Source organism: Hydrogenophaga sp. OTU3427 (genome assembly GCF_038440225.1).
In the GTDB taxonomy this organism is placed as follows: Bacteria; Pseudomonadota; Gammaproteobacteria; order Burkholderiales; family Burkholderiaceae_C; genus Hydrogenophaga.
In genome coordinates this window covers 61,968-83,794 of sequence record NZ_JASATI010000015.1, presented here as the reverse complement: position 1 = coordinate 83,794, position 21,827 = coordinate 61,968, and the positions used below count along the sequence as shown (strand labels likewise).

The window sequence follows — 21,827 nt, the reverse complement described above, 5'->3', positions numbered from 1 at the left end:
CCCATGTCAACGCCCAAGTTCCGATCGATCGCGCAGCGGCTGGTCCGCCACACGGTGTGGCTGGCGCTGCTGAGTGTGGCCGTGGTGCTGGCGGTACAGACCTGGGCACTGTGGCACCAGCACCGCAACCGCCTGGCCGAGGTGGTGGAGCTGGTGGGCAGCACCCACGTGCCGCTGCTGGGCGTGGCCTTGTGGGACATCGAACCGCGGGCGGTGCAACTGCAGGTGAAGGCGATCGCGAGCTGGCCCGAGATCGGCTACGTGCGCCTGCGCGCCAGCACCGGGCAGGTGTTCGAGGGCGGCGACCTGCGGCTGGCCGACACCCCGCCGACCCAGACCCTGTCGATTTCGGCGCCGCAGGGCGGCCTGCCCGTGGGCACGCTCGAACTGGTGGGTGACCCCCAGTACCTGCGCGACACCGTGGTCCACAACGCCTTGCAGGTGCTGCTGGGGTATGGCTTGTTCACCGCCGTGGTCTGCGTGCTGATCGCGGTGCTGCTCCGGCGCGAGCTGCACCGTCCATTGCAGGGCATGGCGCAGTTTGCCGCCCAGCTCACGCCCGACCGGCTGATGGCGCCGTTGGAGATCGCGCGGGTACCGCGCCAAGGCCACCGGGACGAGATCGATGTGCTGGCCGAGGGTTTCGGCAAGCTGCAGGCCGGTTTGCGCGGCCACATCGCCAACCTCGACAGCTTGGTGGCTGAACGCACCCGGCAACTGGAAGAGCTGGTGCAGGAAATCCACCGCCTGTCCATGACCGACGCGCTGACCGGCGTCTACAACCGCCGCAGCATCGACGAGCGCCTGCCGTCCGAGGTGGAGCGCGCGCAACGCTACGGCCGGCCGCTGGCGGTGCTGTTTGTCGACCTCGACCACTTCAAGCAGATCAACGACACCCATGGCCATCCGGTTGGCGATGTGGTGCTGCGCCACATGGCCCAGCGTGTGCGCGAGACGCTGCGCGGGGGTGTCGACTGGATGGCGCGCTACGGCGGCGAGGAGTTCCTGGTGGTTCTGCCCGAGACCACCCTGGAGGCCGCGGTGGCCACGGCCGAGCGCCTGCGCGAATGTATCGCGGCAGAATCCGTCGAGGCCGCCGGGGGCCTGGTGCTGCGCGTGACTTCCAGCTTCGGCGTCACGGTCTGCCGCCCCGGTGAAGACAGCGAACGCCTGTTGTCGCGCGTCGATGTCTTGCTCTATGAGGCCAAGCTGGACGGGCGCAACCGGGTCGCTTTCAGCGCTTGACGAACACCAGGTCCCAGACGCCGTGGCCCAGCTTGAGGCCCCGGTTCTCGAACTTGGTCAGCGGCCGGTAGGCTGGCTTGGGTGCGTAGTCGGTCACGGTGTTGGCCAGCAGCGGTTCGGCGCGCAGCACCTCCAACATCTGCTGGGCATAGGGTTCCCAGTCGGTCGCCAGGTGCAGGTAGCCGCCCGGTTTGATGTGGCGGGCCAGGCGGGCCACGAAGGCCGGCTGGATCAGGCGGCGCTTGTGGTGGCGGGTCTTGTGCCACGGATCGGGAAAAAAGATGTGCACGCCGTCCAGGCTGACCTCGGGCAGCATGTGGTCCAGCACCTCGACCGCGTCGTGGCGGATGATGCGGATGTTCCGCAGGCCCTTGTCGCCCACGTGTTTGAGCAGGGCGCCGACGCCGGGTTCGTGCACCTCGCAGCACAGGAAGTTGTCGTCCGGCCGCACCTGCGCGATGTGGGCCGTGGCGTCGCCCATGCCAAAGCCGATTTCCAGGATCAGCGGTGCGCTGCGGCCAAAGGCGGCGGCGGTGTCCAGCGGCGCCGGGGCATAGGGCAGCAGGAATTGTGGGCCGAACAGCTCGTAGGCCCGGGCCTGGCCGGCGGTGGTGCGGCCGGCGCGCAGCACGTAGCTCTTGATGACGCGCAGGAAAGGTGGCGCCGCGGCGGCCACGTCGGGGGAGTCGTTGGGTTCGGTCATGGTGGGGTGTGTCAAGCCCCCGATTTTAGGTGGCCGCGGCCATGCCCCACCGTTGTGCCCAGGCGCCGGTCCAGCCGGCCAGTGCGGCGGACACCTCGCCAGTGGCCGGGGACAGCCCCAGGCAGGCCGCGGCGGCGTTGAGCGCGGCCAGCGGGTCCGAGACATCCAGCGCGGGAGCCCCGGTCTGCTTGCTGAGCTTGTCGCCATGGGCATCGCGCACCAGCGGCGTGTGCAGATAGGCCGGCCGTGGCAGGGCCAGGGCGGCCTGCAGCAGGATCTGGCGAGGCGTGTTGTCGGCCAGGTCTTCGCCACGCACCACGTGGGTGACGCCCTGGGCCGCATCGTCCACCACCACGGCGAGCTGGTAGGCCCACAGGCCATCGGCCCGTTTGAGCACGATGTCGCCGACCTCGGTGGCCACGTCCTGCGCCTGCTCGCCCAGGCGGCGGTCGGTCCAGCGCACGGGGCCATGCGCCGGGTCCATCCGCAAGCGCCAGGCACGGGCTGTCCGGCCACGCAGGCCGCCGTTTTCGGGGCGGCAGGTGCCGGGGTAGACCAGTTCGCCGTGGCGTGGCTTGCCCGCGCCCTGAGCGGCCAGCGCCTGCACGATGTCCTTGCGCGAGCAGGCGCAGGGGTAGGCCAGCTGCCGGGAGATGAGGCGCTCCAGCGCTTGCTGGTAGACGGTGTCGCGCTGCGATTGCCACAGCACCGGGCCGTCGCTGACCAGGCCACAGACGGCCAGCTGCTGGAGGATCAGGGCATCGGCGCCGGGCACGCAGCGCGGTGTGTCCACGTCTTCGATGCGCACCAGCCAGCGGCCGTGGTGCGCACGGGCGTCCAGCCAGCTGGCCAGCGCGGCCACGAGCGAGCCGGCGTGCAGTGGCCCGGTGGGCGAGGGCGCGAACCGACCGGTGTGGCTTGCCCCCGCGTTCACCGCGGCGTGTGCTTCGCTGTTTCCCAGTGGCGCGCTCGCGCTTTGGGGCGGCCCGACGGCGCTCGTTGTCACAGCCGCAGGTCAGGCCACTTTCAGTGCCAGCTCCAGGCCCGACACGAAGGCGTTTTCAACGCGGTGGCCCAGGCACCAGTCGCCGCACAGGCCAATGCCGGTCTGGGCATCCCACAGGTAGGACTGGCCCAGGGGCTGCTGGGTCTGGGCGTAGCGCCAGAGGTGGGCCACGGCGTGGCTGGGTTCGGCGCGAATGCCGGTGATCTGGGCGAAGCCCTTGAGCATCTTGGCCTTGACGCGGTCGGCATCGTCGTCCAGGTGTTCGGCCGACCAGGCCGGGCTGGCCTGCACGGTCCAGCGTTCGATCGGGCTGCGGCCGGGCTTGCTCGATTCGCGCGCCAGCCAACTGATGCGGTGGTGGGTGCTGCGGGCGGCGTTCCAGTGGGGTCCCAGGTGGCTCAGACCGGGCTGCATGGCGTTGGGGTAGGCCACCATCAGCGTCCAGCACGGGGCCACGGTCACATGCGACAAGGCCTTGCGCAGCGCCGGCACCAGGCCGCTGGCGCGCAGCAGGCTGTCGGCTTGCACGTGGGGGATGGCGAGCAGCACCTGGTCGAAGCCGCCGTGGACCTGCTGGGCATCGCCCGGGCCTTCGGTGCGCAGTTGCCAGCGGGTGGCGTCCAGGGCGTCGCGCCCGATGTGGGTGACGCAGGTTTCGAGCCGCGTTTCAGCCCGCAGCGAGCCGTCGGCCAGCGGCTGGGCCCAGTGGCCCACCAGGGCGTTCATGCCGGGCGAGGCCACGAAGTGCGCCTCGGTGGGCGGCGGCGCGCTGGCCAGCACGTGGCCGAGTTCGTCGAGCACGCGCACGGTGTTGGCGCTCCAGGGCCGGGCCAGCTGGGGCACGGTCTTGAGCAACTGCACAAAGCGCTGGTCGCGCACGGTGAAGTACTGTGCACCGTGGTCAAAGCCGCCGAACTCGGTCTGGCGGGTCGCCATGCGGCCGCCGACGCCGCGGCTTTTTTCGAACAGCGTGACGCGGTGGCCGGCCTGCACCAGGGTGCGGGCGCACACCACGCCGGCCAGGCCTGCGCCCACGATGGCGATGTGCCGCGTCGGCGTGGAAGAGGTGGCGGTGTCGTCCGGAGGACGGGTGGCTTTGGGGGCGGAGGGGCGCTTCTTGTTCATGGTCACTGTGCAGAGTTGTTCAGGCCACTGTAACAGCCACCACGTCAGCTGCGGTGGTGGTTTTCCAGCAGGGCCTGTCGGGTGTTGCGATGGCGCAATTGCTCCAGCCACCAGCGCAGGGCCCGGCCGTCGTCGTTGCGGCTCTGGCCGCTCACGCGCCAGGCGTAGGCCACCCGTATCACGCGGCTGGGCCGGGCCACCGCCTTGATCACCAGCAGCCCGGCGTCGATGTAGGGCTGGACCAGCGGCTGGGGCAGGAAACCGCAGCCCAGGCCGCGCAGCTGCGCTTCGAGCTTGTGCTGCATCGTGGGCACGGTCAGCACGTCCTGGCCTGGCAAGATGCCCAGGCTGATGCTGCGTCCACGCTGCGTGCTGTCGGCCACGGCCACCACGCGGTGCGGCTGCAGCTGGGCGTCGCTCAGGCGGCCCTCCAGCGCGGCCAACGGATGGTGGGGCGCCACCACGAAGACGAAGGGCAGTTGCCCCATGTCGGTCAACTCGATGCCGGTGGAAGGCGTGAGGTCGGCGGACACCCCCAGCGCCAGGTCGGCGGCGCCACTGAGCACACTCTCCCAGGTGCCGGTCAGGGTTTCGGTGCGCAGCTTGAGCTGGGTGGGGGCGCCCAGTGTGTAGAAGGCCTCGCACAGCTCGAACAGGGTGGTGCGGGCGATGATGGCGTCGGCAGCGATGGTGAGCTGGGGCTCCCAGCCGGTGGCGATGCGTTTGACCCGCTGCGCCACCGCATCGAGTTCGTGCAGCAGGTGTTCGCCAGCGCGCAGCAGCTCGGCGCCGGCCGGCGTGAGCTTGGCGCGGCGCGCGCTGCGGTCGAACAGCAGCACGTCCAGCGCGTCCTCCACCTGGCGCACGCGGTAGGTCAGGGCGCTGGGCACCAGGCCCAGATCACGTGCCGCTGCCGCCATGCTGCCCAGGCGGGCCACGGTGTCGATCAGGTGCAGGTTCTCGGGCGACAGCGCCCCGCGTGTGTTTTGCATGATGTGCCGGATTTTATTCAGAAAATTTGAATGATGGCATCAAAGGCATAGCCTCCGGCCAGGGGCCCGGCTGTCTACAGTAGATGCCACAACACACACACACACACACACACACAGGAGCACGACCATGTTGACCCTCAGACGATCCCAGGAACGCGGCTATGCCGACCACGGCTGGCTCAAGAGCTTCCATTCGTTCTCGTTCGCCGGCTACCACGACCAGGCCCACATGGGCTGGGGCAACCTGCGGGTGATCAACGAAGACCGCATCGCGCCCGGCACCGGTTTTGGCACGCACGGCCACCGCGACATGGAAATCATCAGCTACGTGCTGTCGGGTGAACTCGCGCACAAGGACAGCATGGGCAACGTCAAGGGCATTCCCCCGGGCGATGTGCAGCGCATGAGCGCGGGTACCGGCGTCATGCACAGCGAGTTCAACCACGCCCCCAACCAGACCACCCACTTCCTGCAGATCTGGCTGCTGCCCAAGTTCACCGGCATCAAACCCGGCTACGAGCAGAAGCGCTTTTCAGACGAGGACAAGCGCGGCCGCCTGCGCCTGGTGGCCTCGCGCACGGGTGCCGAGGGCTCGGTCAGCATCAACGCCGACGCTTCGCTCTATGCCGGCCTGTTCGACGGTGATGAGCAGGCCGAACTGGCACTGGACCCGGCGCGCAAGGCCTATGTGCACCTGGTGCGCGGATCGCTCACCGTCAACGGCCAGGCGTTGCAGGGCGGCGATGCGGCGCGGATCGAGGGAGAATCGCGCCTGGTGCTGACCGAGGGCAGGGGCGCCGAGGTGCTGGTGTTCGACCTCGAACCCTGAGCGGACCCTGATCGGCGGCACGCCGTTTCCACGCCACAGGAGAGCAGGACGATGGCCAAGGTGCTGGTGGTCTACCACTCGGGTTACGGGCATACCCAACGCCTGGCCCAGGCCGTCGCGCTGGGCGCGGACGCCGAACTGCTGGCCATCGATGCCGATGGCCAACTGCCCGAGGGCGGCTGGGAGGCGCTGCGCGAGGCCGACGCCATCGTCATGGGCGCGCCCACCTACATGGGCAATGTGAGCTGGCAGTTCAAGCGTTTTGCCGATGCCTCCAGCAAAGCCTGGTACACCCAGGCCTGGAAGGACAAGCTCTTCGCCGGCTTCACCAACAGCGCCAACCTCAACGGCGACAAGCAGTCGACGCTGGACTACCTGTTCACCCTGGCCATGCAGCACGGTGGCCTGTGGGTGGGCAATGGCGTGAATTTCCACAACACCAAGGCGTCGAAACGCTGCGACGCCAACTACCTGGGCGCCCATGCCGGCGTGATGGGCCAGACCCCGGCCGACGCCGGCGCCCACGAAATGAGCGAGGGCGATCTGGAAAGCGCCCGCCTGCTGGGTGAGCGGGTGGCCGCGCTGGCGGCGAAATTCAAGGGCTGACGACCACAGCCGGCGCGACCGACGTAATATCCGGCGCCATGAAGTTCATTGCACTGCTTCCCTGGCCGGATTGGCTCGCACTGGCCTGTTTTGTGGGGTTGTGGGCCGGCTACGCCTGGTTCGCCAAGGCCTGGGGCGCCAAGGCGCCGTCCTTGCTGAGCACGACCAACCGTTTCCGGGGATTCTGGATGCTGCAGGCCACCGAGCGCGACCCGCGCATGCTCGACGGCCTGATCACCCAGAGCCTGTCGCAGACGCCGGCCTTTTTCTGCTCCACGTCCATCCTGATCATCGGTGGTCTGTTCGCGGTGCTGGGCACGACCGAGAAGGCGGTGGAGATGGTCAGCGAAATGCCTTTCGCGCAATCCACCTCGCTGGCGGTGCTGGAGCTCAAGGTGCTGGTGTTGCTCGCGGTCTTTGTCTACGCGTTTTTCCGCTTTTCGTGGTCCATGCGGCAATACACCTTCGTGTCGCTGCTGATCGGGGGCTTGCCCGATCCCAAGGACTTCGAGTCCGGCAAGTTCGACCGCGAGCGTTTCGCCCGGCGTGCGTCCGACATGGTGGGCGCGGCGGCCGAAACCTTCAACGATGGCCTGCGCGCCTATTATTTTTCGTTCGCCGCCCTGGCCTGGTTTTTCTCGCCGCTGGCCATGGTGGGGGGCACGCTGCTGGTGGTGCTCATCCTGTACCGGCGCGAGTTCCATTCCGAGGTGCTGGGGATTTTGCGGGAGTGAGGTTTTTTTGAGGCCTTACCTCGCTGGACCGGGGCGGCAGCGTGCCCTGTTCCGCGGCTGTCCCCCGCCGGCTGCGCCGGCTCCTCCTTTATGCCGCTGCACAGGGCACGCTGCCACCGCGATCTGGAGTGAGGGTGGCGCGCCCATGTTGGCCCGCCATCACGCTGGCTGCCTGAGAGCGCAAGGTGTCTGGCGCAGCGGCATCAAGGAGGAGGGCGCACGGCGCCCGGGGGACAGCCGCGGAGCCAGGCACCCTGTGCTCTCGGGCGCGAGGTCGAATGTGCAAGGTTAGACCGCACCTCAAGCTCCCTAAAATGAGTCCATGTTTGTTCACCTCCGTCTCCACACCGAATTCTCCGTCGTCGACGGCACCGTGCGCATCGACGACGCGGTGTCCGCCGCCGCCGCCGACCGCCAGCCCGCCCTCGCCATCACCGACCTCAGCAACCTGTTCGGTGCCATCAAGTTCTACAAGGGCGCGCGTGGCGCTGGCATCAAGCCCGTGCTGGGGGCCGAGGTGGTGTTGCAAGGCCTGGGTTCCGACGCCGCCGCCGTCCCCGGACCCGGCCAGAACGTGCAACCGCTGCCGCGCGTGCTGCTGCTGGCGCAAAGCCACGAGGGCTACCTCAACCTGTGCGAAATCCTGGCGCGTGCGTGGACGCGCAACGTGGTGCGCGACGTGGCCCTGGTCAAGTGGGAGTGGCTGCAGGAACTCAATGGCGGACTGATCATGCTCTCGGGTGCCCACGTCGGGCCGGTGGGCCAAGCCTTGCTGGCCGGTGATGCCCAACGCGCCGCCGACGTGGCGCTGCAGATCGCCGGCACCTTCACCCACCGCTTCTACCTGGAGTTGCAGCGCGCTGGCCGACCCGACGACGAGCGCCACGTGCTGGCCACCGTGCCGCTGGCGGCCCGCCTGGGTCTGCCGGTGGTGGCCACCCACCCGGTGCAGTTTCCGCTGGCCGAGGACTACGAGGCGCATGAGGCGCGGGTCTGTATTTCCGAAGGCGAGATCCTGGGCAACCAGCGCCGCGTGCGCAAGTTCACACGCGAGCAGTATTTCAAGAGCGCGGCCGAGATGGCGGCGCTGTTCGCCGACGTGCCCAGCGCCGTGGCCAACACGCTGGAGATCGCGCGCCGCTGCAACCTCAGCCTGGTGCTGGGCAAGCCGCAGTTGCCCAACTTCCCCATCCCGCCGGTCAACGGCCAGATACTGTCCACCGAGGACTACTTCCGCCACGTGTCCTTCGAAGGCCTGGAGGAGCGCCTGAGCCACCTCTACCCCGACGAGGCCCAGCGCGAGGCGCAGCGGCCGCGTTATGTGGAACGGCTGGAATTCGAGCTCAACACCATCCTCAAGATGGGTTTTCCGGGCTACTTCCTGATCGTGGGCGACTTCATCCAGTGGGCCAAGAACAACGGCTGTCCGGTGGGGCCGGGCCGGGGCTCGGGTGCGGGCTCGCTGGTGGCCTACGCGCTCAAGATCACCGACCTCGATCCGCTGGAGTACAACCTGCTGTTCGAACGTTTCCTGAATCCGGAGCGGGTGTCCATGCCCGACTTCGACATCGACTTCTGCCAGTCCAACCGTGACCGCGTGATCGACTACGTGAAGGACAAGTACGGCAAGGACGCGGTCAGCCAGATCGCCACCTTCGGCACCATGGCCGCGCGTGCGGCCATCCGCGACGTGGGCCGCGTGCTGGACTTCCCCTACGGCTTCTGCGACGGCATCTCCAAGCTCATCCCCAACAAGCCGGGCATGAGTGTCACGCTGCAGTACCCGCCGGTGCCCAAGAAGGAGGGCGACAAGAACAACTACGCCATCGAGATGGAGCCGGTGCTGGCCGAGCGCATCGAGAAGGAAGAAGATGTCAAGACCCTGATCGAGCTGGCGCAAAAGCTCGAAGGCATGACCCGCAACATCGGCATGCACGCCGGTGGCGTGCTGATCGCGCCGGGCAAGCTCACCGACTTCTGCCCGCTCTACCAGCAGCCTGGCAGCGAGTCGGCGGTGAGCCAGTACGACAAGGACGATGTGGAGGCCGTGGGCCTGGTCAAGTTCGACTTCCTGGGACTGGCGACGCTGACCATCCTGGAGATCGCCAAGGAATTCATCGTCCAGCGGCACAAGGGGCAGGAAAACTTTGCCTTCGAGAACATTTCGCTCACCGACAAGGCCACCTACCGGCTGTTCTCCGAGGGCAAGACCGAAGCCGTGTTCCAGTTTGAAAGCCGCGGCATGCAGGGCATGCTGCGCGACGCCAAGCCCAGCCGGTTGGAGGACCTGATCGCGCTCAATGCGCTCTACCGCCCTGGTCCCATGGACCTGATCCCCAGCTTCGTGGCCCGCAAGCACGGACGCGAGGAGGTCGAGTACCCGCACCCGGCCGTGGCCGACATGCTCAGCGAGACCTACGGCATCATGGTCTACCAGGAGCAGGTGATGCAGACCGCGCAGATCCTGGGCGGCTACTCGCTGGGCGGCGCCGACCTGCTGCGTCGCGCCATGGGCAAGAAGAAGGCCGAGGAGATGGCCGAGCACCGCGAGAAATTCCGCGCCGGTGCGCTGGCCACCCACGGCATCCCGCAGGACAAGGCCGACGAGGTCTTCGACCTGATGGAAAAATTCGCGGGCTACGGCTTCAACAAGTCGCACGCCGCCGCCTACTCGCTGCTGGCCTACCACACCGGCTGGCTCAAGGTGCATTTCACGGCCGAGTTCTTCTGCGCCAACATGACGGTGGAAATGGACAACACCGACAAGCTCAAGGTGCTGTTCGAGGACGCGCAGAAGAACTTTGGCCTGAGCTTCGAGCCGCCCGACGTGAACCGGGGCGGCTACCGCTTCGAGCCGGTCAGCGACAAGGTCATCCGCTACGGCCTGGGCGCCGTCAAGGGCACGGGCCAGCAGGCCATCGAGGCCATCGTGGCCGCGCGCGAAGGCCGGGGCTCGGGCGAGTTCGGCGACCGCACGGGGCCCTTCACCAGCCTGTTCGACTTCTGTGTGCGCATCGACAAGCAGCGCGTGAACAAGCGCACGGTCGAGGCGCTGATCAAGGCGGGCGCCTTCGATGCCATCGAACTCAACCGCGCCGCGCTGCTGGCTTCGGTAGAGCGTGCCTTCGACTTCGCCTCGGCCCAGGCCGCCAACGCCAACCAGGGTGGCCTGTTCGACATGATGGACGAGGGCCCGGGCGCCAGCACCGAGGAGCCCGGCCTGGTCGACGTGTTGCCCTGGGGCGTGAAGGAGCGCCTGACCTTCGAGAAGACCGCCATCGGCTTCTACTTGTCGGGGCACCTGTTCGACGAGGTGGTGCGCGAGGTGCGCCGCTTCGCCCGCACGCCGCTGGGCGACGTGACCGACTCGCGCGACCAGCAACTGCTGGCCGGCATCGTCAGCGACCTGCGCGTCATCAACGGCCAGCGCGGCAAGCTGTGCCTGTTCAAGCTCGACGACAAGAGCGGCATGCTGGAAGCATCGGCCGATGAAAACCTGCTCAATGCCCACAAGGGCCTGCTCAAGGACGACGAACTCATCATCGTGATGGCCCAGGCGCAGCACGACCGCTTTTCCGGCGGGCTGCGGCTCAAGATCACCCAGGTGTGGGACCTGCCCACCGCGCGCTGCCGCTTCGGCAAGTACCTGCGCGTCGCCGTCAATGGCATGGCACCGTCCATCGCCGACCTGGTCAAGACCTTCGCACCGTTGCGCGAAATCACAGAACAGGGCGAGCTGGTGCGCGGCCTGCCGGTGCGCATCGAGCTGGAACGCCACGGCGCCCGCTGCGAGATCCAGCTGGACGAGCGCGCCTTGTTCTACCCCAGCGATGCCGCCCTGGCGAGCTGGGCGGCCCAGGCACACCAGCAGCGGGCCGAGATCGTGTTTGACTGAAACGCGGTTAACCTAGGGGTCGCGAAAAAATACAAGATCACGCGGATGGACCCGGATGGCCGGCGCGCGTGGCAGGGAGGGGACGTATGAGCAGCTGGCAGGCGATGTGGGCGGGCGCGCGCGAGGCGTGGCACGCCGACGAGGTGCTGCGCACCTCGGTGAACGAACCCTGGCCAGAGGTGCGGGCGATGCACCTGTGCAGCCAACACCGGACCATTCCCTTCGTGGCGGTGGTCAATCTCGTGTTCACGCTGTTGACGGCGGGGGTCTTTCAAGACGACGCTGGCTGGCCTTTCATGGCGGGTTGGGTGTTTCTGCAGACCACATGGGTGCTTTACGTGGTGGTGGTGTGGTGGCGCCGTCGGCAGCGTGATTACCGACTGGCCACGCCCTGGGCCTTGCAACGCGTGCTGATGGGCACACTCGCCTTGTCCTTGTTGTGGTCCACCGCGATCTGGGTGTGGTTCAGCCATGCCGACGACACCGGGCGCAACTTCATGGTGGCCATCGTGGTGGGCAACATGTGCGTGGGGGCCCTGGCGCTGTCCTGGTTCACTTCCGCCGTCTGGACCTACCTCCTGCCTCAATTCCTGGCGACAGCGGCGTCACTGGGCATTTTTCCGCGCCGCCACGTCGAGTTCGAACTGATGGCGCTGGGGCTCTACGTGTTGGTGCTGGGCTGGTTCGGCCTTTACATCTCGCGCCTGATCACGGCCCATGTGCTGGCCGAGCAACGTGTGCGCGCCAGCCTGCACGAGCTCGAACTGGCGCGCGACCACCTCCACAACACTGAGAAGTTGGCCTCGCTGGGCGCGCTGGTGGCCGGCGTGTCGCATGAAGTCAACACCCCGCTGGGGGTGGCGGTGACGGCCTGTTCGGCCGTGGCCGACACGTTGGAACAACTGCATGTCAGCTACGCCGCCCACCAGCTCACGCAGCGGGAGTTCGAATCGACGCTGGGCCACGCGATCGAAGGCGTGGGCATTCTTCAGAACAACCTGGGCCGTGCCGCCAAGCTGGTGGCCAGTTTCAAGCACACGGTGGTCAGCCAGGTGGACGACCGGCTGTGCGAGTTCGAGGTGATGGAGGCATTGCGGACACTGCTGGTCAGCCTGCAGCCGGCCACGCGGCGGGTGCCGGTGGTCCCGGTGCTGCGGGGGCCTGCGCGCTTGCAGGTCCGTTCCTATCCCAGTGCCCTGATGCAGATCATGACCAACCTGCTGATGAACAGCGCGCTGCATGCCTTCGATGGCGTGGAGCGGCCCGAGGTGGTGATCACCGTCACCGATGCCGGCCACCACTGGACGCTGGCGTACCGGGACAATGGCGTCGGCGTGCCACTGGCCCTGCATCCCCGGCTTTTCGAGCCCTTTTTCACCACCCGGCGCGGGCGTGGTGGCACGGGCCTGGGTTTGAACATCGTCCACAGCCTGGTGACGCAGAAGCTGGGCGGCCGGCTGGAGTTCGAATCCGAGGTGGGCGTGGGCCTGCGCTTTTTCATCGAGCTGCCGCGTGAGCTGCCCGCCAACCCGGCACCGGCCGATGACGAGGTGCTGCCCTGAGAAGGTGTGAACGAATCCTTCATGCCCGCCTTGACCGCCAAGACCCACCCGCTCTGCGTTGCAAATGCGCGCCGTAGCCCGAGCTGCGGCTGTGCTTTGCGCCTGGATCGGGCGGCCTTTGGCGGCCCTTTCGGGCACGCCCGATTCATTCACACCTTCTGAGCCGGCCGGGACTTCCGTTCAGTCGAGTGGCCGGAAACCGAGCACGATGACCGGTGGCACCTTGCCGCCCTCGTCGCGGGGCAGGGTGGCGGTGCGGTCCACGGCGCGCAGCACGGCGTCGTCCCAGGCCTTGTTGCCGCTGGACTGGGTCAGCTTGCTCGACACGATGGTGCCGTCGGGCAGCAGCTTGATCTCGACCTCGGCACGCGGGTTGCCGGCCACCACGTCGGTGAACACGATGTTGGGCTTGATGCGGGCCGCCACCCGCCCGCCGTAGCTGGCCGATGGCCCACTGGCGCGTTGGGCATTGCCGGAGGCCGTGGGCCCGCCGGTGGCGCCGGCCTGGCCCATCATGCGTTCCAGGTTTTTTTGTCGGTCGGCGGCGGTCTGGGCCTCGCGGCGCCGTTCCTCGGCCGCCTGGGCGGCGTCCTCGCGCTTCTTGCGTTCGGCCTCGGCCTTGGTCTGCTCACGCTTTTTCTGCTCGGCCTGTTCCTGGGCCTTCTTGCGTTCAAGCTCCTTGGCTTGCTCGCGCTTCTTCTGTTCGGCCTGCTTTTTCTCCTCGAGCTTGCGCTCGTCTTCCTTGCGTTCGGCTTCGCGCTGTTTTTTCTCTTTTTCGGCCGCCAGCCTGGCTTCGGCCTTGCGTTTGTCCTCGGCCTTTTTCTTGGCTTCCAGGGCGATCTCGGCCTTGTCGGGCGTGGGCGCGGGCGGCGGTGGTGCAGGACGGGGTGGCACCGGCGCCGGTGCCGGTTTGGGCGGCGCGGGCGGCGGCGGTGGGGGCGGCGGCGTGGGGGCTGGCTCGACCAGGCGGGGCGCGGCCTGCTGCGGCAGCTGCGACCACAGCTCGGCCTCGACCGCGATCTCGGTGGCGTCCGGTTTCCAGCTCACGCCCCAAGTGAGCGCGGCCACCAGCAAGCCATGCGCGATCAGGGCCAGCGTCAGCGGCCCGCTCCAGCGGGTGTCGCCCGGTGGGTTGAGGTCGAGGTGGTCGGCGGTCGCGTTCATGCGAGTGCGGTGTGGGCGGCGGTTCAGCGGCTGGTTTGCACCGACAGGCCCACGCGTTCGACACCGGCTCGCTGCAGCCGGTCCATCACGTCGACCACCGTTTCGTACTTGACGTTCTTGTCGGCGCTGATGACCACCGGGGCGGTCTTGCCGTCGGCGCCCGGGCTGCCTTGCAACTGGCGCACGCGGTCGACCAGACGCTCCTTGCTGGTGTCCTGTGCCGACGCGTTGCTGGTGCCGTCCTTCACCTGCAGCCGGGCATCCTTGTCGATCAGCACCTGCACGAAGCGGTCGGGCGAGCGGTCGGCCTTGCCCACGCTGGGCAGGTTGATCATGCTGGGCGTGATCAGCGGCGCCGTGACCATGAAGATGATCAGCAGCACCAGCATCACGTCGATGAAGGGCACCATGTTGATCTCGTTGATGGTGCGGCGGCCGCGGCCGCGCGAGGACATGGTGGGCATGTCAGTGGCCGGACGCGGTGCCCGCGCCCAGGTTGCGGTGCAGGATGTTGGAGAACTCCTCGATGAAGGTCTCCAGGCGGTTGGCCACGCGGTCGATGTCGTGGGCGAAGCGGTTGTAGGCCACCACGGCGGGGATGGCGGCGAACAGGCCGATGGCGGTCGCCACCAGCGCTTCGGCGATGCCGGGGGCCACGGTGGCCAGGGTCACCTGGGTCAGGGCGGCCAGGCCGGTGAAGGCGTGCATGATGCCCCAGACGGTGCCGAACAGGCCGACATAGGGTGAGACCGAGCCGACCGAGGCCAGGAAGGCGAGGTTGACCTCCATGGCGTCGAGCTCGCGCTGGTAGCTGGCGCGCATGGCGCGGCGGGCGCCGTCGAGCAGGGCGCCGCTGTCACCGATGCGGCGCTCGCGCAGCTTGAGGTATTCGCGCATGCCGCTGGCGAAGATGCGTTCCATCGGGCTGCCCTGGCGCGCGTTCTGCGTGGCACCGGCGTAGAGGTCGTTGAGGCTGCTGCCCGACCAGAACTCGCGCTCGAAGTCCTCGGTCAGGGTGGTCACCCGCTTGAGCGCGAACAGTTTGCGGAAGATGGCCGCCCAGCTGATGACGGACAGGGTCAGCAGCAGCAGCACCACGGCCTGGACCACCCAACTGGCGTTGAGCAGCAGTGAAACGATGGAAAAGTCGTGTGTCATTCGAGTTGCAGTTGGGCGGTCAGGGTGGCGGGGATGCGTGCGGGCTTCATGGTCTCGGCGTGGACCCAGCCGATGCGGATCTGGCCTTCGCACAAACGCTGCGCGCTGGCGCCGTCGCCCAGCCACGCCACCTGCTCTAGTGTCATGGAGGCGCGTCCAAGTTCCACCAATCGGGTGGTTACAAGAAGCAAATCGTCGAGCCGCGCCGGACGGTGGTGGCGGGTCTGGGTCTCGGTGACCACGAACATGCCGCCGGTTTCCTCGCGCAGGGCCTGCTGCTGCAGGCCCAGGCTGCGCAGCCACTCGGTGCGTGCGCGCTCGAAGAACTTGAGGTAGTTGGCGTAGAAGACGATGCCGCCGGCGTCGGTGTCTTCCCAGTACACGCGCACCGGCCAACGAAATGGGGATGTCACAGCACCTGCTCCAGGCGGCGCACGGCTTCCTGCAGCTGGGCCATCGAGTTGGCGGTGGAAAAGCGCACGTAGCGCTGGGGATCGGCGCTGCCGAAGTCGCGGCCCGGTGTGACCGCGAGGTGGGTGCGGCGCATCAGCTCGAAGGCGAATTCCCAACTGCCTTGTCCGGGCGCCATGTCCCATCGGGCGCAGGCGGCCGTGCAGTCGGCGTAGGCGTAGAAAGCACCGTCGGGCATCACCGGCACCGTCAGACCCAGGCGGTTGAGTTCCGGAATGAAGAAATCGCGCCGCGCCTGGAATTCGTGGCGCCGGCGCTCGTATTCGGCCAGGCTGTCGGGTTCGAAGCAGGCCAGGGCGGCGTGCTGGGCCACGGTGCTGGCGCAGATGAAGAGGTTTTGCGCGATGCGCTCCAACGCGTCCACCAGGGCCGTCGGCACCACCAGCCAGCCCAGGCGCCAGCCGGTCATGTTGAAGTACTTGGAGAAGCTGTTGACGCTGATGATGTCCTCACCCAGCCCGTCTTCGAGTCCGAGGGCGCTGTGGCCAAAAGCCTCGTCGTAGCTCAGGCCCAGGTAGATTTCGTCGATCAGTGTGACACCGCCGCGCTCGCGCACCGCGCGGGCGATGGCGAGCAACTCGTCGCGGGCGATGGAGGTGCCGGTGGGGTTGGACGGCGAGGCCAGCAGCACACCTCGGGTGTGTTCGCCCCAGGCCTGCCGCACCTGGTCGGCGCTGAGTTGGAAGCGGGCCTCGGGGCCGCTGGGCAGCAGCACCGCCGTGCCACCTGCCGCCTGCACGAACTGGCGGTTGCAGGGGTAGCTGGGGTCGGGCATCAGGATCTCGTCGCCGGCGTCGACCAGCGCCAGGCAGGCCAGCTGCAAGGCGGCCGAGGCCCCGGCGGTGACCACGATACGTGCCGGATCGATGGCCAGGCCAAACCGTTGGGCGTACCAGCCGCTGATGCGCTCGCGCAGGGCGGGCAGGCCGGTGGCCTGGGTGTACTGGGTTCGCCCGTCGCGGATGGCGCGTTCCGCCGCGGCCTGCACCAGGGGGGGGGCGGTGAAGTCGGGCTCGCCGATGTTGAGGTAGATCATGGGCCGGTCGGTGCGTGCCACCTGTTCGGCCATCAAGGCGGCGGCCTTGGCCACCTCCATCACGTAAAAAGGTTCGATGCGCTGGGCGCGGGTCGACAACTTCATGCCGGTTTGGCGGGGCGCGGGGCACGGCCGGTGCTGGGCGAAGCGGCGACCTCCTGTTCGCGCAGGCGCTTGGCCAGCGGGTGCAGCACGCCGTTGACGTACTTGTGGCCGTCGGTGCCGCCAAAAGACTTGGCCAGCTCGATACATTCGTTGACCACCACGCGCCAGGGGACGTCCAGGCAGTGCTGCAGCTCGTAGGCGCCTATCCACAACACGCCGCGTTCGATGGGCGAGAGCTCGACCAGCGGGCGGTCGAGATGGGGCGTGATGGCCGCGTCCAGCGCGGCGGCCTGCTGGATGCAGCCGTAGAGCAGGGCGTCGTAGTGGGCGCTGTCGGCCTTGTTGAAGCCGCTCAGGTCGCGGGTGAAGACATCGATGTCGCTGGCGTCGTTGCGGCCCACCATGTGCTGATAGAGCGCCTGCAGGGCGAATTCGCGGGCACGCGTGCGGGCCGACTTGTCGGCGGCCTTGCGGGCCTTGGGCGCCTTGTCGGCCGCCCCGCCCAAATCGGGGGAAGGGGTGGGTTCTGTCATGGTTCAGCCGATCTGTTTGAGAAGTTGCGCCATTTCCACCGCGACGCGGGCCGCGTCCGCGCCTTTGTCCACCTGGCGGGCCACAGCCTGTTCCAGGTTCTCGGTGGTCAGGATGGCGTTGGCGATGGGCACCTGGTAGTCCAGGCCGACACGGGTGACGGCCGCACCGGATTCGTTGGCCACCAGCTCAAAGTGGTAGGTCTCGCCGCGGATGATGCAGCCCAGGGCGATCAGGGCGTCGAACTCGTCGTGCTCGGCCAGGGCCTGCAGGGCGGTGGCCACCTCGAGGGCGCCGGGCACCGTCACGTGGCGAATGCGTTTTTCCTGCACGCCCAGCGCCAGCAGCTCGCCACGGCAGGCGTCCCACAGCGCGTTGGTGATGCCTTCGTTGAAGCGGGCTTGCACCACGCCGATGTGCAGGTTCTTGCCGTCCAGGGGGCCGGTGTTGCCTTTGTCTGCGCCAAACATATCAGGGGGTCCTAGGGGTTATGCGCCAGCGGCGCTGTCAATGCTCACGTAGCCGGTGATTTCGAGCCCGTAGCCGGTCATGCTGGGCATGCGGCGCGGGTTGCCCATCAGGCGCATGCGGTGGACGCCACACTCGCGCAGGATCTGGGCGCCGACGCCGTAGGTTCGCAGGTCCATGCGGCCGCGTTCCGGGGCATGGGCAGAGCGGGCCGTGCCCTCGAATTGCGCCAGCAACTGGTCGGCGCTTTCGCCGCAGTTGAGCAGCACCGCGACACCCTGGCCCTGGGCCGCGATGTGGCGCAGGCTGTTTTCAAGCGACCAGGAGTGCATGCTGCGGCCGACTTCGAGGGCGTCGAGCACCGACAGCGGTTCGTGCACGCGCACGTCCACCGAGGTGGCGGCGTCCCAGCTGCCCTTGACCAGGGCCAGATGCAGCGCACCGCTGGGGGCATCGCGGAAGGCGTGGGCGGTGAATTCGCCAAAAGCGGTGTTGAGCGGGCGGTGGCCCAGCTTCTGCACCAGGCTCTCGACGCGGCTGCGGTGTTCGATCAGGTCGGCGATGGTGCCGATCTTCAGGCCGTGTTCGGCGGCGAACAGCTGCAGGTCCGGCAGGCGGGCCATGGTGCCGTCGTCCTTCATGATCTCGCAGATCACCGCGGCGGGCGTGCAGCCGGCCATGGCGGCGAGGTCGCAGCCGGCCTCGGTGTGGCCGGCGCGCATGAGCACGCCGCCGTCGACCGCCTGCAGCGGGAAGATGTGGCCGGGCTGCACCAGGTCGGACGCCTTGGCGTTGGCTGCCACGGCCACCTGCACGGTGCGGGCACGGTCGGCCGCCGAGATGCCGGTGGTCACGCCTTCGGCGGCCTCGATGGAGACGGTGAAGGCGGTGCCCATCTTGGTGCCGTTGCGCGGCACCATGGGGGGCAATCGCAGGCGCTCGCAGCGTTCGCGGGTCAGCGTCAGGCAGATCAGGCCACGGCCGAAGCGGGCCATGAAATTGATCGCCTCAGGCGTGACGTGTTCGGCGGCCAGCACCAGGTCGCCTTCGTTTTCGCGGTCTTCCTCGTCGACGAGGATCACGATGCGCCCGGCGCGCATGTCGGCCACGATGTCTTCGACCGGGGAAACGGGTACGGGTGCCATGTTGTTTGCCAATCAGTTCGAGTAACCCCGTATTGTCCCAGATCGTATTGGTGTGGTGACTCCACTACAATGAAATCGCTGCCTCTGCGCAGCACGGGGAGGTCCAGCAGGTGTCCCAACAGGTGGAGAGCAAGTTTGCGGAGGCCAGGGCTCGCGGCTTTTCCCAGGGTGTCCATGCGTTGCAGCGCATCATGTACGGCACACCTGCGGGCTGGGCGCTGGCGGCCTGGCTGGCCCATGGCCGGGTGCCCGTTGGCAACATGGTGCTCTGGCTGGGGCTCTTCGCCACCGGATGGGTCCTGAACCTCGCGTTGTTGCGCGGCATCGAGCGCAACGGCAGCCACATCGAACGCCACAGCAGATGGCTGTGGGCCGTGGCCCTGATCGATGGCGTTTGCTGGGGCCTGGTCGTCGTCTTGCTGATGACACACGACCGCTTTCTGGATGCGTGGCTGGCGGTACTTTTGTGCGGTGTGGTGTCCGTGAACATGCCCGTCTACATCACCATTCCCTCGGCCTTCCGCGTGCTGCTGTTCGCGTTGTGGGTGACCGTCTGCTTCGGGGCAGACCGCCTGGTGTCCTCGCTTCAGCTCGTGGTGGGCATGCTGGTCTACTTCGTGGTGCTGGCGTACACCCTGGGGGTGATCTCGGTCCGGGTCATCGAGGGCCTTCAGCTGCAGCTGGAGAACGCCGCATTGGCCAAGCAGTTGCGCGAGGCGCTGGCGCAGATGGAGCACCAGGCGACCACCGATGCCCTGACGGGGCAGATGAACCGGCGCGCACTCGACCTCGCGTTGGACCGCAGCGTGGAGATGGCCCACAGCCGTGGACATCGTTTTTCCATCCTCATGCTGGACATCGACCACTTCAAAATGATCAACGACACCCATGGCCACCACGTGGGCGACCAGGCGTTGCGCGCCGTGGCCGACCGTGTGGCGTCGCAGTTGCGGGTGGGCGATGGCTGTGCGCGGTACGGGGGCGAGGAGTTTGTCGTCCTGTTGCCCGAAGCCACGCAGGATCAGGCACGTGAGGTTGCGGAGCGCATACGCCAGCACATCGCGGACGGGGCGCTGCCCACTGAGCCGCCGCTCTGGGCGACGGCGTCACTGGGGGTGGCCGAGTGTGAGCCAGGCATGGGCGTGGACAAGCTGCTGGCAGCCGCCGACAGCGCCGTCTATGTGGCCAAGCGCAGCGGGCGCAACCGGGTGTGTGTCGCCGACCCATTGCCAGCGGCGGGTGGCAGCGTTGCGGCCGGAACGGCGGGCTGAGCCCTGTCAGGCCGGGGTCTGGAGGTTCAGCATGCGCTCGCAGTAGCGGGCGATCAGGTCGATTTCGAGGTTGACGGACGAGCCCACACGCAGACTGCCCAGCGCGGTGTTGTCCACCGTGTGCGGGATGAGGTTGATGTGGCACTCGCAGCCGTCGCTGCTGTCGACCACGCGGTTGACGGTCAGGCTGACGCCGTTGACCGTGATGGAGCCCTTGTAGGCCAGGTACTTGGCCAGGGCCAGCGGGGCCATCACCCGCAGGTCCCAGCTTTCGCCCACCTGTTCGAAGCGCGTCACGTGGCCAATGCCGTCCACATGGCCACTGACGATGTGGCCGCCCAGGCGGTCGTGCGCGCGCAGGGCTTTTTCGAGGTTGATGGGGCCTGGCCGGTCCAGGCCGCTGGTCTTGTCCAGCGATTCGGCCGAAATGTCCACCGTGAATTCGCCGCTCTGGGGTGAAAAGGTGGTCACGGTCATGCAGGCGCCATTGAGGGCGATGCTGTCGCCCAGGCCCACGTCGTCCAGGTAGCCCGGTGGGGCCAGGATGGTGAGGCGTTTGCCGTGTGCGGCGGAAGCGCCCAGGGGGTGGACGGCGGTGACACGCCCCACGCCAGTGATGATGCCAGTGAACATGCGGGGATTGTCGCAGGGATTTCCGCCCGCCCGTGCCGGCTCAGAAGCGGTCTCGCCCAGGTGGGCGGGCCCGCAGGCGCAGATCGGGGCCCACCCGATGCACGTCGATGAAATCGAAGGCCGGTGCCTGGTCCAGCGTGGTGAAGGGGCCCAGCGCGGCGAGCCCCGCGCCGTCGCCCAGCAGCTTGGGCGCGAGGTAGAGCAACAGCTCGTCCACCAGGCCTTCGCGCAGGAAGGAGCCGTTGAGCTTGTGGCCGGCCTCCACATGGAGTTCGTTCACCTCGCGCCGCGCCAGGTCGCGCAGCATGGCCGCGAGGTCGACCTTGCCGTGCGCGCCCGGGCAGTCGATCACGCTTACGCCCAGGGTCTGCAGGGCGGCGCGCTGGGCGGCGGAGTTGTCCGGGTTGGCGGCGGTGTAGATCCACACCTCGCCGGGTGGTTGCAGTATGCGGGCGGTGGGCGAAATCTCCAGCCGTGAGTCGACCACCACCCGGCGGGGCTGGATCTGGGTGTCCACCAGCCGCACGTCGAGCCGGGGGTCGTCCTCCAGCACGGTCCCGATGCCGGTGAGCAGGGCGCCAGCGCGTTTGCGCCAGGCGTGGCCGTCCGCACGCGCCTCGGGCGAGGTGATCCATTGGCTGCTGCCGTTGGGCAGCGCGGTCCGGCCATCGAGTGAGCCCGCCACCTTGAGCCGGACCCACGGCAGGCCCCGGACCATGCGCGACAGAAATCCGATATTGAGTTCCCGGGCGGCCACGGCTGCGGGGTCGTCGGGCGGCAGCACGTCCACCGTGATGCCGGCGGCACGCAGCCGGGCGATGCCCTCGCCGCCGACCAGGGGGTTGGGGTCGGGCAAGGCCACCACCACATGGGCGATGCCGGCGGCGATCAGCGCGTCGCAGCAGGGCGGGGTTCGGCCATGGTGGGAGCAGGGCTCCAGCGTCACGTAGGCGGTGGCGCCACGCAGGTCGTGGCCGGCGGCCTGGGCCGCGCGCAGGGCCATCACTTCGGCATGGGGGCCACCGGCTTGTTGGGTGTGGCCGGTGGCGAGGCGTTCGCCGTGACGACCGACGATGGCGCAGGCGACGCGGGGGTTGGGTTCGGACAGGCCGATGGCCGGCAGGGCGGAAACGGATTCAAAAGACATT

21 protein-coding genes are annotated in these 21,827 nt (G+C 68.0%); 7 read left to right on the top strand and 14 right to left on the bottom strand.

All coding sequences use genetic code 11. The annotated features are described in order from the left end of the window. Window positions 1-3: 3 nt before the first annotated feature. The gene (locus tag AAHB17_RS11180) at window positions 4-1,245 is read left to right on the top strand and encodes a sensor domain-containing diguanylate cyclase (protein WP_342130654.1); all 1,242 of its coding nucleotides are present in this window, start codon (window positions 4-6) and stop codon (window positions 1,243-1,245) included. Here the strand turns inward: AAHB17_RS11180 and trmB are convergent. The 4 genes from trmB to AAHB17_RS11160 all read right to left on the bottom strand — a co-directional run bounded on the left by trmB (window position 1,235) and on the right by AAHB17_RS11160 (window position 5,071). After that, window positions 1,235-1,948: a tRNA (guanosine(46)-N7)-methyltransferase TrmB gene (gene trmB, locus AAHB17_RS11175; RefSeq protein ID WP_342130653.1), complete on the bottom strand. Its 714-nt coding sequence runs from the start codon at window positions 1,946-1,948 to the stop codon at window positions 1,235-1,237. The two genes, AAHB17_RS11180 and trmB, sit on opposite strands and share 11 nt — an antisense overlap. A gap of 25 nt (window positions 1,949-1,973) precedes the next feature. Beyond that, window positions 1,974-2,882 (bottom strand): tRNA glutamyl-Q(34) synthetase GluQRS, encoded by a 909-nt coding sequence (gene gluQRS / locus AAHB17_RS11170; protein WP_342130652.1) that lies wholly within the window; start codon window positions 2,880-2,882, stop codon window positions 1,974-1,976. Between the two features lie 81 nt (window positions 2,883-2,963). After that, window positions 2,964-4,079 carry an NAD(P)/FAD-dependent oxidoreductase gene (locus AAHB17_RS11165; RefSeq protein ID WP_342130651.1) on the bottom strand — a complete coding sequence of 372 codons (1,116 nt, stop codon included), beginning with the start codon at window positions 4,077-4,079 and terminating at the stop codon, window positions 2,964-2,966. Between the two features lie 44 nt (window positions 4,080-4,123). Further along, a complete protein-coding gene (locus tag AAHB17_RS11160; RefSeq protein ID WP_342130650.1) occupies window positions 4,124-5,071 on the bottom strand; it encodes a LysR family transcriptional regulator in 948 nt (315 codons plus the stop codon). A 127-nt stretch (window positions 5,072-5,198) separates the two neighbouring features. Between AAHB17_RS11160 and AAHB17_RS11155 the strand changes: the two genes are divergently transcribed. The 5 genes from AAHB17_RS11155 (at window position 5,199) to AAHB17_RS11135 (ending at window position 12,697) form a co-directional block, all read left to right on the top strand. After that, window positions 5,199-5,900, top strand: coding sequence for a pirin family protein (locus AAHB17_RS11155; RefSeq protein ID WP_342130649.1), 702 nt, complete (start codon window positions 5,199-5,201; stop codon window positions 5,898-5,900). 51 nt (window positions 5,901-5,951) lie between these two features. Next, the gene (locus AAHB17_RS11150; protein ID WP_342130648.1) at window positions 5,952-6,506 is read left to right on the top strand and encodes a flavodoxin family protein; all 555 of its coding nucleotides are present in this window, start codon (window positions 5,952-5,954) and stop codon (window positions 6,504-6,506) included. Between the two features lie 38 nt (window positions 6,507-6,544). After that, entirely contained in the window at window positions 6,545-7,240 is a 696-nt protein-coding gene (locus AAHB17_RS11145; RefSeq protein ID WP_342130647.1) for a DUF599 domain-containing protein, read from the top strand. A gap of 322 nt (window positions 7,241-7,562) precedes the next feature. After that, the gene (gene dnaE / locus AAHB17_RS11140; protein WP_342130646.1) at window positions 7,563-11,135 is read left to right on the top strand and encodes a DNA polymerase III subunit alpha; all 3,573 of its coding nucleotides are present in this window, start codon (window positions 7,563-7,565) and stop codon (window positions 11,133-11,135) included. 86 nt (window positions 11,136-11,221) lie between these two features. Further along, complete coding sequence (locus AAHB17_RS11135; RefSeq protein ID WP_342130645.1) at window positions 11,222-12,697, top strand: sensor histidine kinase; 1,476 nt, start codon at window positions 11,222-11,224, stop codon at window positions 12,695-12,697. A gap of 180 nt (window positions 12,698-12,877) precedes the next feature. Here AAHB17_RS11135 and tolA read toward each other — a convergent pair whose 3' ends face one another. Genes tolA through ribBA form a run of 8 tightly spaced genes read right to left on the bottom strand, consistent with a single transcriptional unit; the run spans window position 12,878 to window position 18,775 of the window. Further along, window positions 12,878-13,861 carry a cell envelope integrity protein TolA gene (tolA, locus tag AAHB17_RS11130; protein WP_342130644.1) on the bottom strand — a complete coding sequence of 328 codons (984 nt, stop codon included), beginning with the start codon at window positions 13,859-13,861 and terminating at the stop codon, window positions 12,878-12,880. 23 nt (window positions 13,862-13,884) lie between these two features. Continuing rightward, on the bottom strand, window positions 13,885-14,325 hold the full coding sequence (locus AAHB17_RS11125; protein WP_342130643.1) for an ExbD/TolR family protein: 441 nt from the start codon (window positions 14,323-14,325) through the stop codon (window positions 13,885-13,887). 1 nt (window position 14,326) lies between these two features. Next, a complete protein-coding gene (gene tolQ / locus AAHB17_RS11120) occupies window positions 14,327-15,019 on the bottom strand; it encodes a protein TolQ (protein WP_342130642.1) in 693 nt (230 codons plus the stop codon). After that, complete coding sequence (gene ybgC, locus AAHB17_RS11115; RefSeq protein WP_342130641.1) at window positions 15,016-15,432, bottom strand: tol-pal system-associated acyl-CoA thioesterase; 417 nt, start codon at window positions 15,430-15,432, stop codon at window positions 15,016-15,018. The genes tolQ and ybgC overlap by 4 nt, the downstream gene beginning before the upstream one ends. Beyond that, entirely contained in the window at window positions 15,429-16,631 is a 1,203-nt protein-coding gene (locus AAHB17_RS11110; RefSeq protein ID WP_342130640.1) for a pyridoxal phosphate-dependent aminotransferase, read from the bottom strand. The genes ybgC and AAHB17_RS11110 overlap by 4 nt, the downstream gene beginning before the upstream one ends. Beyond that, a complete protein-coding gene (gene nusB, locus AAHB17_RS11105) occupies window positions 16,628-17,164 on the bottom strand; it encodes a transcription antitermination factor NusB (RefSeq protein WP_342130639.1) in 537 nt (178 codons plus the stop codon). The genes AAHB17_RS11110 and nusB overlap by 4 nt, the downstream gene beginning before the upstream one ends. Window positions 17,165-17,167: 3 nt before the next feature. Beyond that, window positions 17,168-17,632 carry a 6,7-dimethyl-8-ribityllumazine synthase gene (ribH, locus tag AAHB17_RS11100; protein WP_342130638.1) on the bottom strand — a complete coding sequence of 155 codons (465 nt, stop codon included), beginning with the start codon at window positions 17,630-17,632 and terminating at the stop codon, window positions 17,168-17,170. Window positions 17,633-17,650: 18 nt separating this feature from the next. After that, window positions 17,651-18,775: a bifunctional 3,4-dihydroxy-2-butanone-4-phosphate synthase/GTP cyclohydrolase II gene (gene ribBA, locus AAHB17_RS11095; protein ID WP_342130637.1), complete on the bottom strand. Its 1,125-nt coding sequence runs from the start codon at window positions 18,773-18,775 to the stop codon at window positions 17,651-17,653. Window positions 18,776-18,966: 191 nt separating this feature from the next. Here ribBA and AAHB17_RS11090 point away from each other — a divergent pair, with 191 nt between their 5' ends. Next, window positions 18,967-20,046, top strand: a complete 1,080-nt coding sequence (locus AAHB17_RS11090; protein WP_342130636.1) for a GGDEF domain-containing protein — start codon at window positions 18,967-18,969, stop codon at window positions 20,044-20,046. A gap of 6 nt (window positions 20,047-20,052) precedes the next feature. Here the strand turns inward: AAHB17_RS11090 and AAHB17_RS11085 are convergent, their stop codons facing one another. Together AAHB17_RS11085 and ribD are read right to left on the bottom strand one after the other, a co-directional pair. After that, a complete protein-coding gene (locus tag AAHB17_RS11085) occupies window positions 20,053-20,679 on the bottom strand; it encodes a riboflavin synthase (protein ID WP_342130635.1) in 627 nt (208 codons plus the stop codon). A 40-nt stretch (window positions 20,680-20,719) separates the two neighbouring features. After that, window positions 20,720-21,826: a bifunctional diaminohydroxyphosphoribosylaminopyrimidine deaminase/5-amino-6-(5-phosphoribosylamino)uracil reductase RibD gene (gene ribD, locus AAHB17_RS11080; protein ID WP_342130634.1), complete on the bottom strand. Its 1,107-nt coding sequence runs from the start codon at window positions 21,824-21,826 to the stop codon at window positions 20,720-20,722. Between the last annotated feature and the right edge of the window lies 1 nt (window position 21,827).

What these genes read in the sequence shown, in the direction of transcription:
- AAHB17_RS11180 (WP_342130654.1), top strand. Translation starts at nt 4, where the DNA reads ATGTCAACGCCCAAGTTCCGATCGATCGCGCAGCGGCTGGTCCGCCAC.
- trmB (WP_342130653.1), bottom strand. Translation starts at nt 1,948, where the DNA reads ATGACCGAACCCAACGACTCCCCCGACGTGGCCGCCGCGGCGCCACCT.
- AAHB17_RS11165 (WP_342130651.1), bottom strand. Translation starts at nt 4,079, where the DNA reads ATGAACAAGAAGCGCCCCTCCGCCCCCAAAGCCACCCGTCCTCCGGAC.
- AAHB17_RS11160 (WP_342130650.1), bottom strand. Translation starts at nt 5,071, where the DNA reads ATGCAAAACACACGCGGGGCGCTGTCGCCCGAGAACCTGCACCTGATC.
- AAHB17_RS11155 (WP_342130649.1), top strand. Translation starts at nt 5,199, where the DNA reads ATGTTGACCCTCAGACGATCCCAGGAACGCGGCTATGCCGACCACGGC.
- AAHB17_RS11150 (WP_342130648.1), top strand. Translation starts at nt 5,952, where the DNA reads ATGGCCAAGGTGCTGGTGGTCTACCACTCGGGTTACGGGCATACCCAA.
- AAHB17_RS11145 (WP_342130647.1), top strand. Translation starts at nt 6,545, where the DNA reads ATGAAGTTCATTGCACTGCTTCCCTGGCCGGATTGGCTCGCACTGGCC.
- dnaE (WP_342130646.1), top strand. Translation starts at nt 7,563, where the DNA reads ATGTTTGTTCACCTCCGTCTCCACACCGAATTCTCCGTCGTCGACGGC.
- AAHB17_RS11135 (WP_342130645.1), top strand. Translation starts at nt 11,222, where the DNA reads ATGAGCAGCTGGCAGGCGATGTGGGCGGGCGCGCGCGAGGCGTGGCAC.
- tolA (WP_342130644.1), bottom strand. Translation starts at nt 13,861, where the DNA reads ATGAACGCGACCGCCGACCACCTCGACCTCAACCCACCGGGCGACACC.
- AAHB17_RS11125 (WP_342130643.1), bottom strand. Translation starts at nt 14,325, where the DNA reads ATGCCCACCATGTCCTCGCGCGGCCGCGGCCGCCGCACCATCAACGAG.
- tolQ (WP_342130642.1), bottom strand. Translation starts at nt 15,019, where the DNA reads ATGACACACGACTTTTCCATCGTTTCACTGCTGCTCAACGCCAGTTGG.
- AAHB17_RS11110 (WP_342130640.1), bottom strand. Translation starts at nt 16,631, where the DNA reads ATGAAGTTGTCGACCCGCGCCCAGCGCATCGAACCTTTTTACGTGATG.
- nusB (WP_342130639.1), bottom strand. Translation starts at nt 17,164, where the DNA reads ATGACAGAACCCACCCCTTCCCCCGATTTGGGCGGGGCGGCCGACAAG.
- ribH (WP_342130638.1), bottom strand. Translation starts at nt 17,632, where the DNA reads ATGTTTGGCGCAGACAAAGGCAACACCGGCCCCCTGGACGGCAAGAAC.
- ribBA (WP_342130637.1), bottom strand. Translation starts at nt 18,775, where the DNA reads ATGGCACCCGTACCCGTTTCCCCGGTCGAAGACATCGTGGCCGACATG.
- AAHB17_RS11090 (WP_342130636.1), top strand. Translation starts at nt 18,967, where the DNA reads ATGTACGGCACACCTGCGGGCTGGGCGCTGGCGGCCTGGCTGGCCCAT.
- AAHB17_RS11085 (WP_342130635.1), bottom strand. Translation starts at nt 20,679, where the DNA reads ATGTTCACTGGCATCATCACTGGCGTGGGGCGTGTCACCGCCGTCCAC.
- ribD (WP_342130634.1), bottom strand. Translation starts at nt 21,826, where the DNA reads ATGTCTTTTGAATCCGTTTCCGCCCTGCCGGCCATCGGCCTGTCCGAA.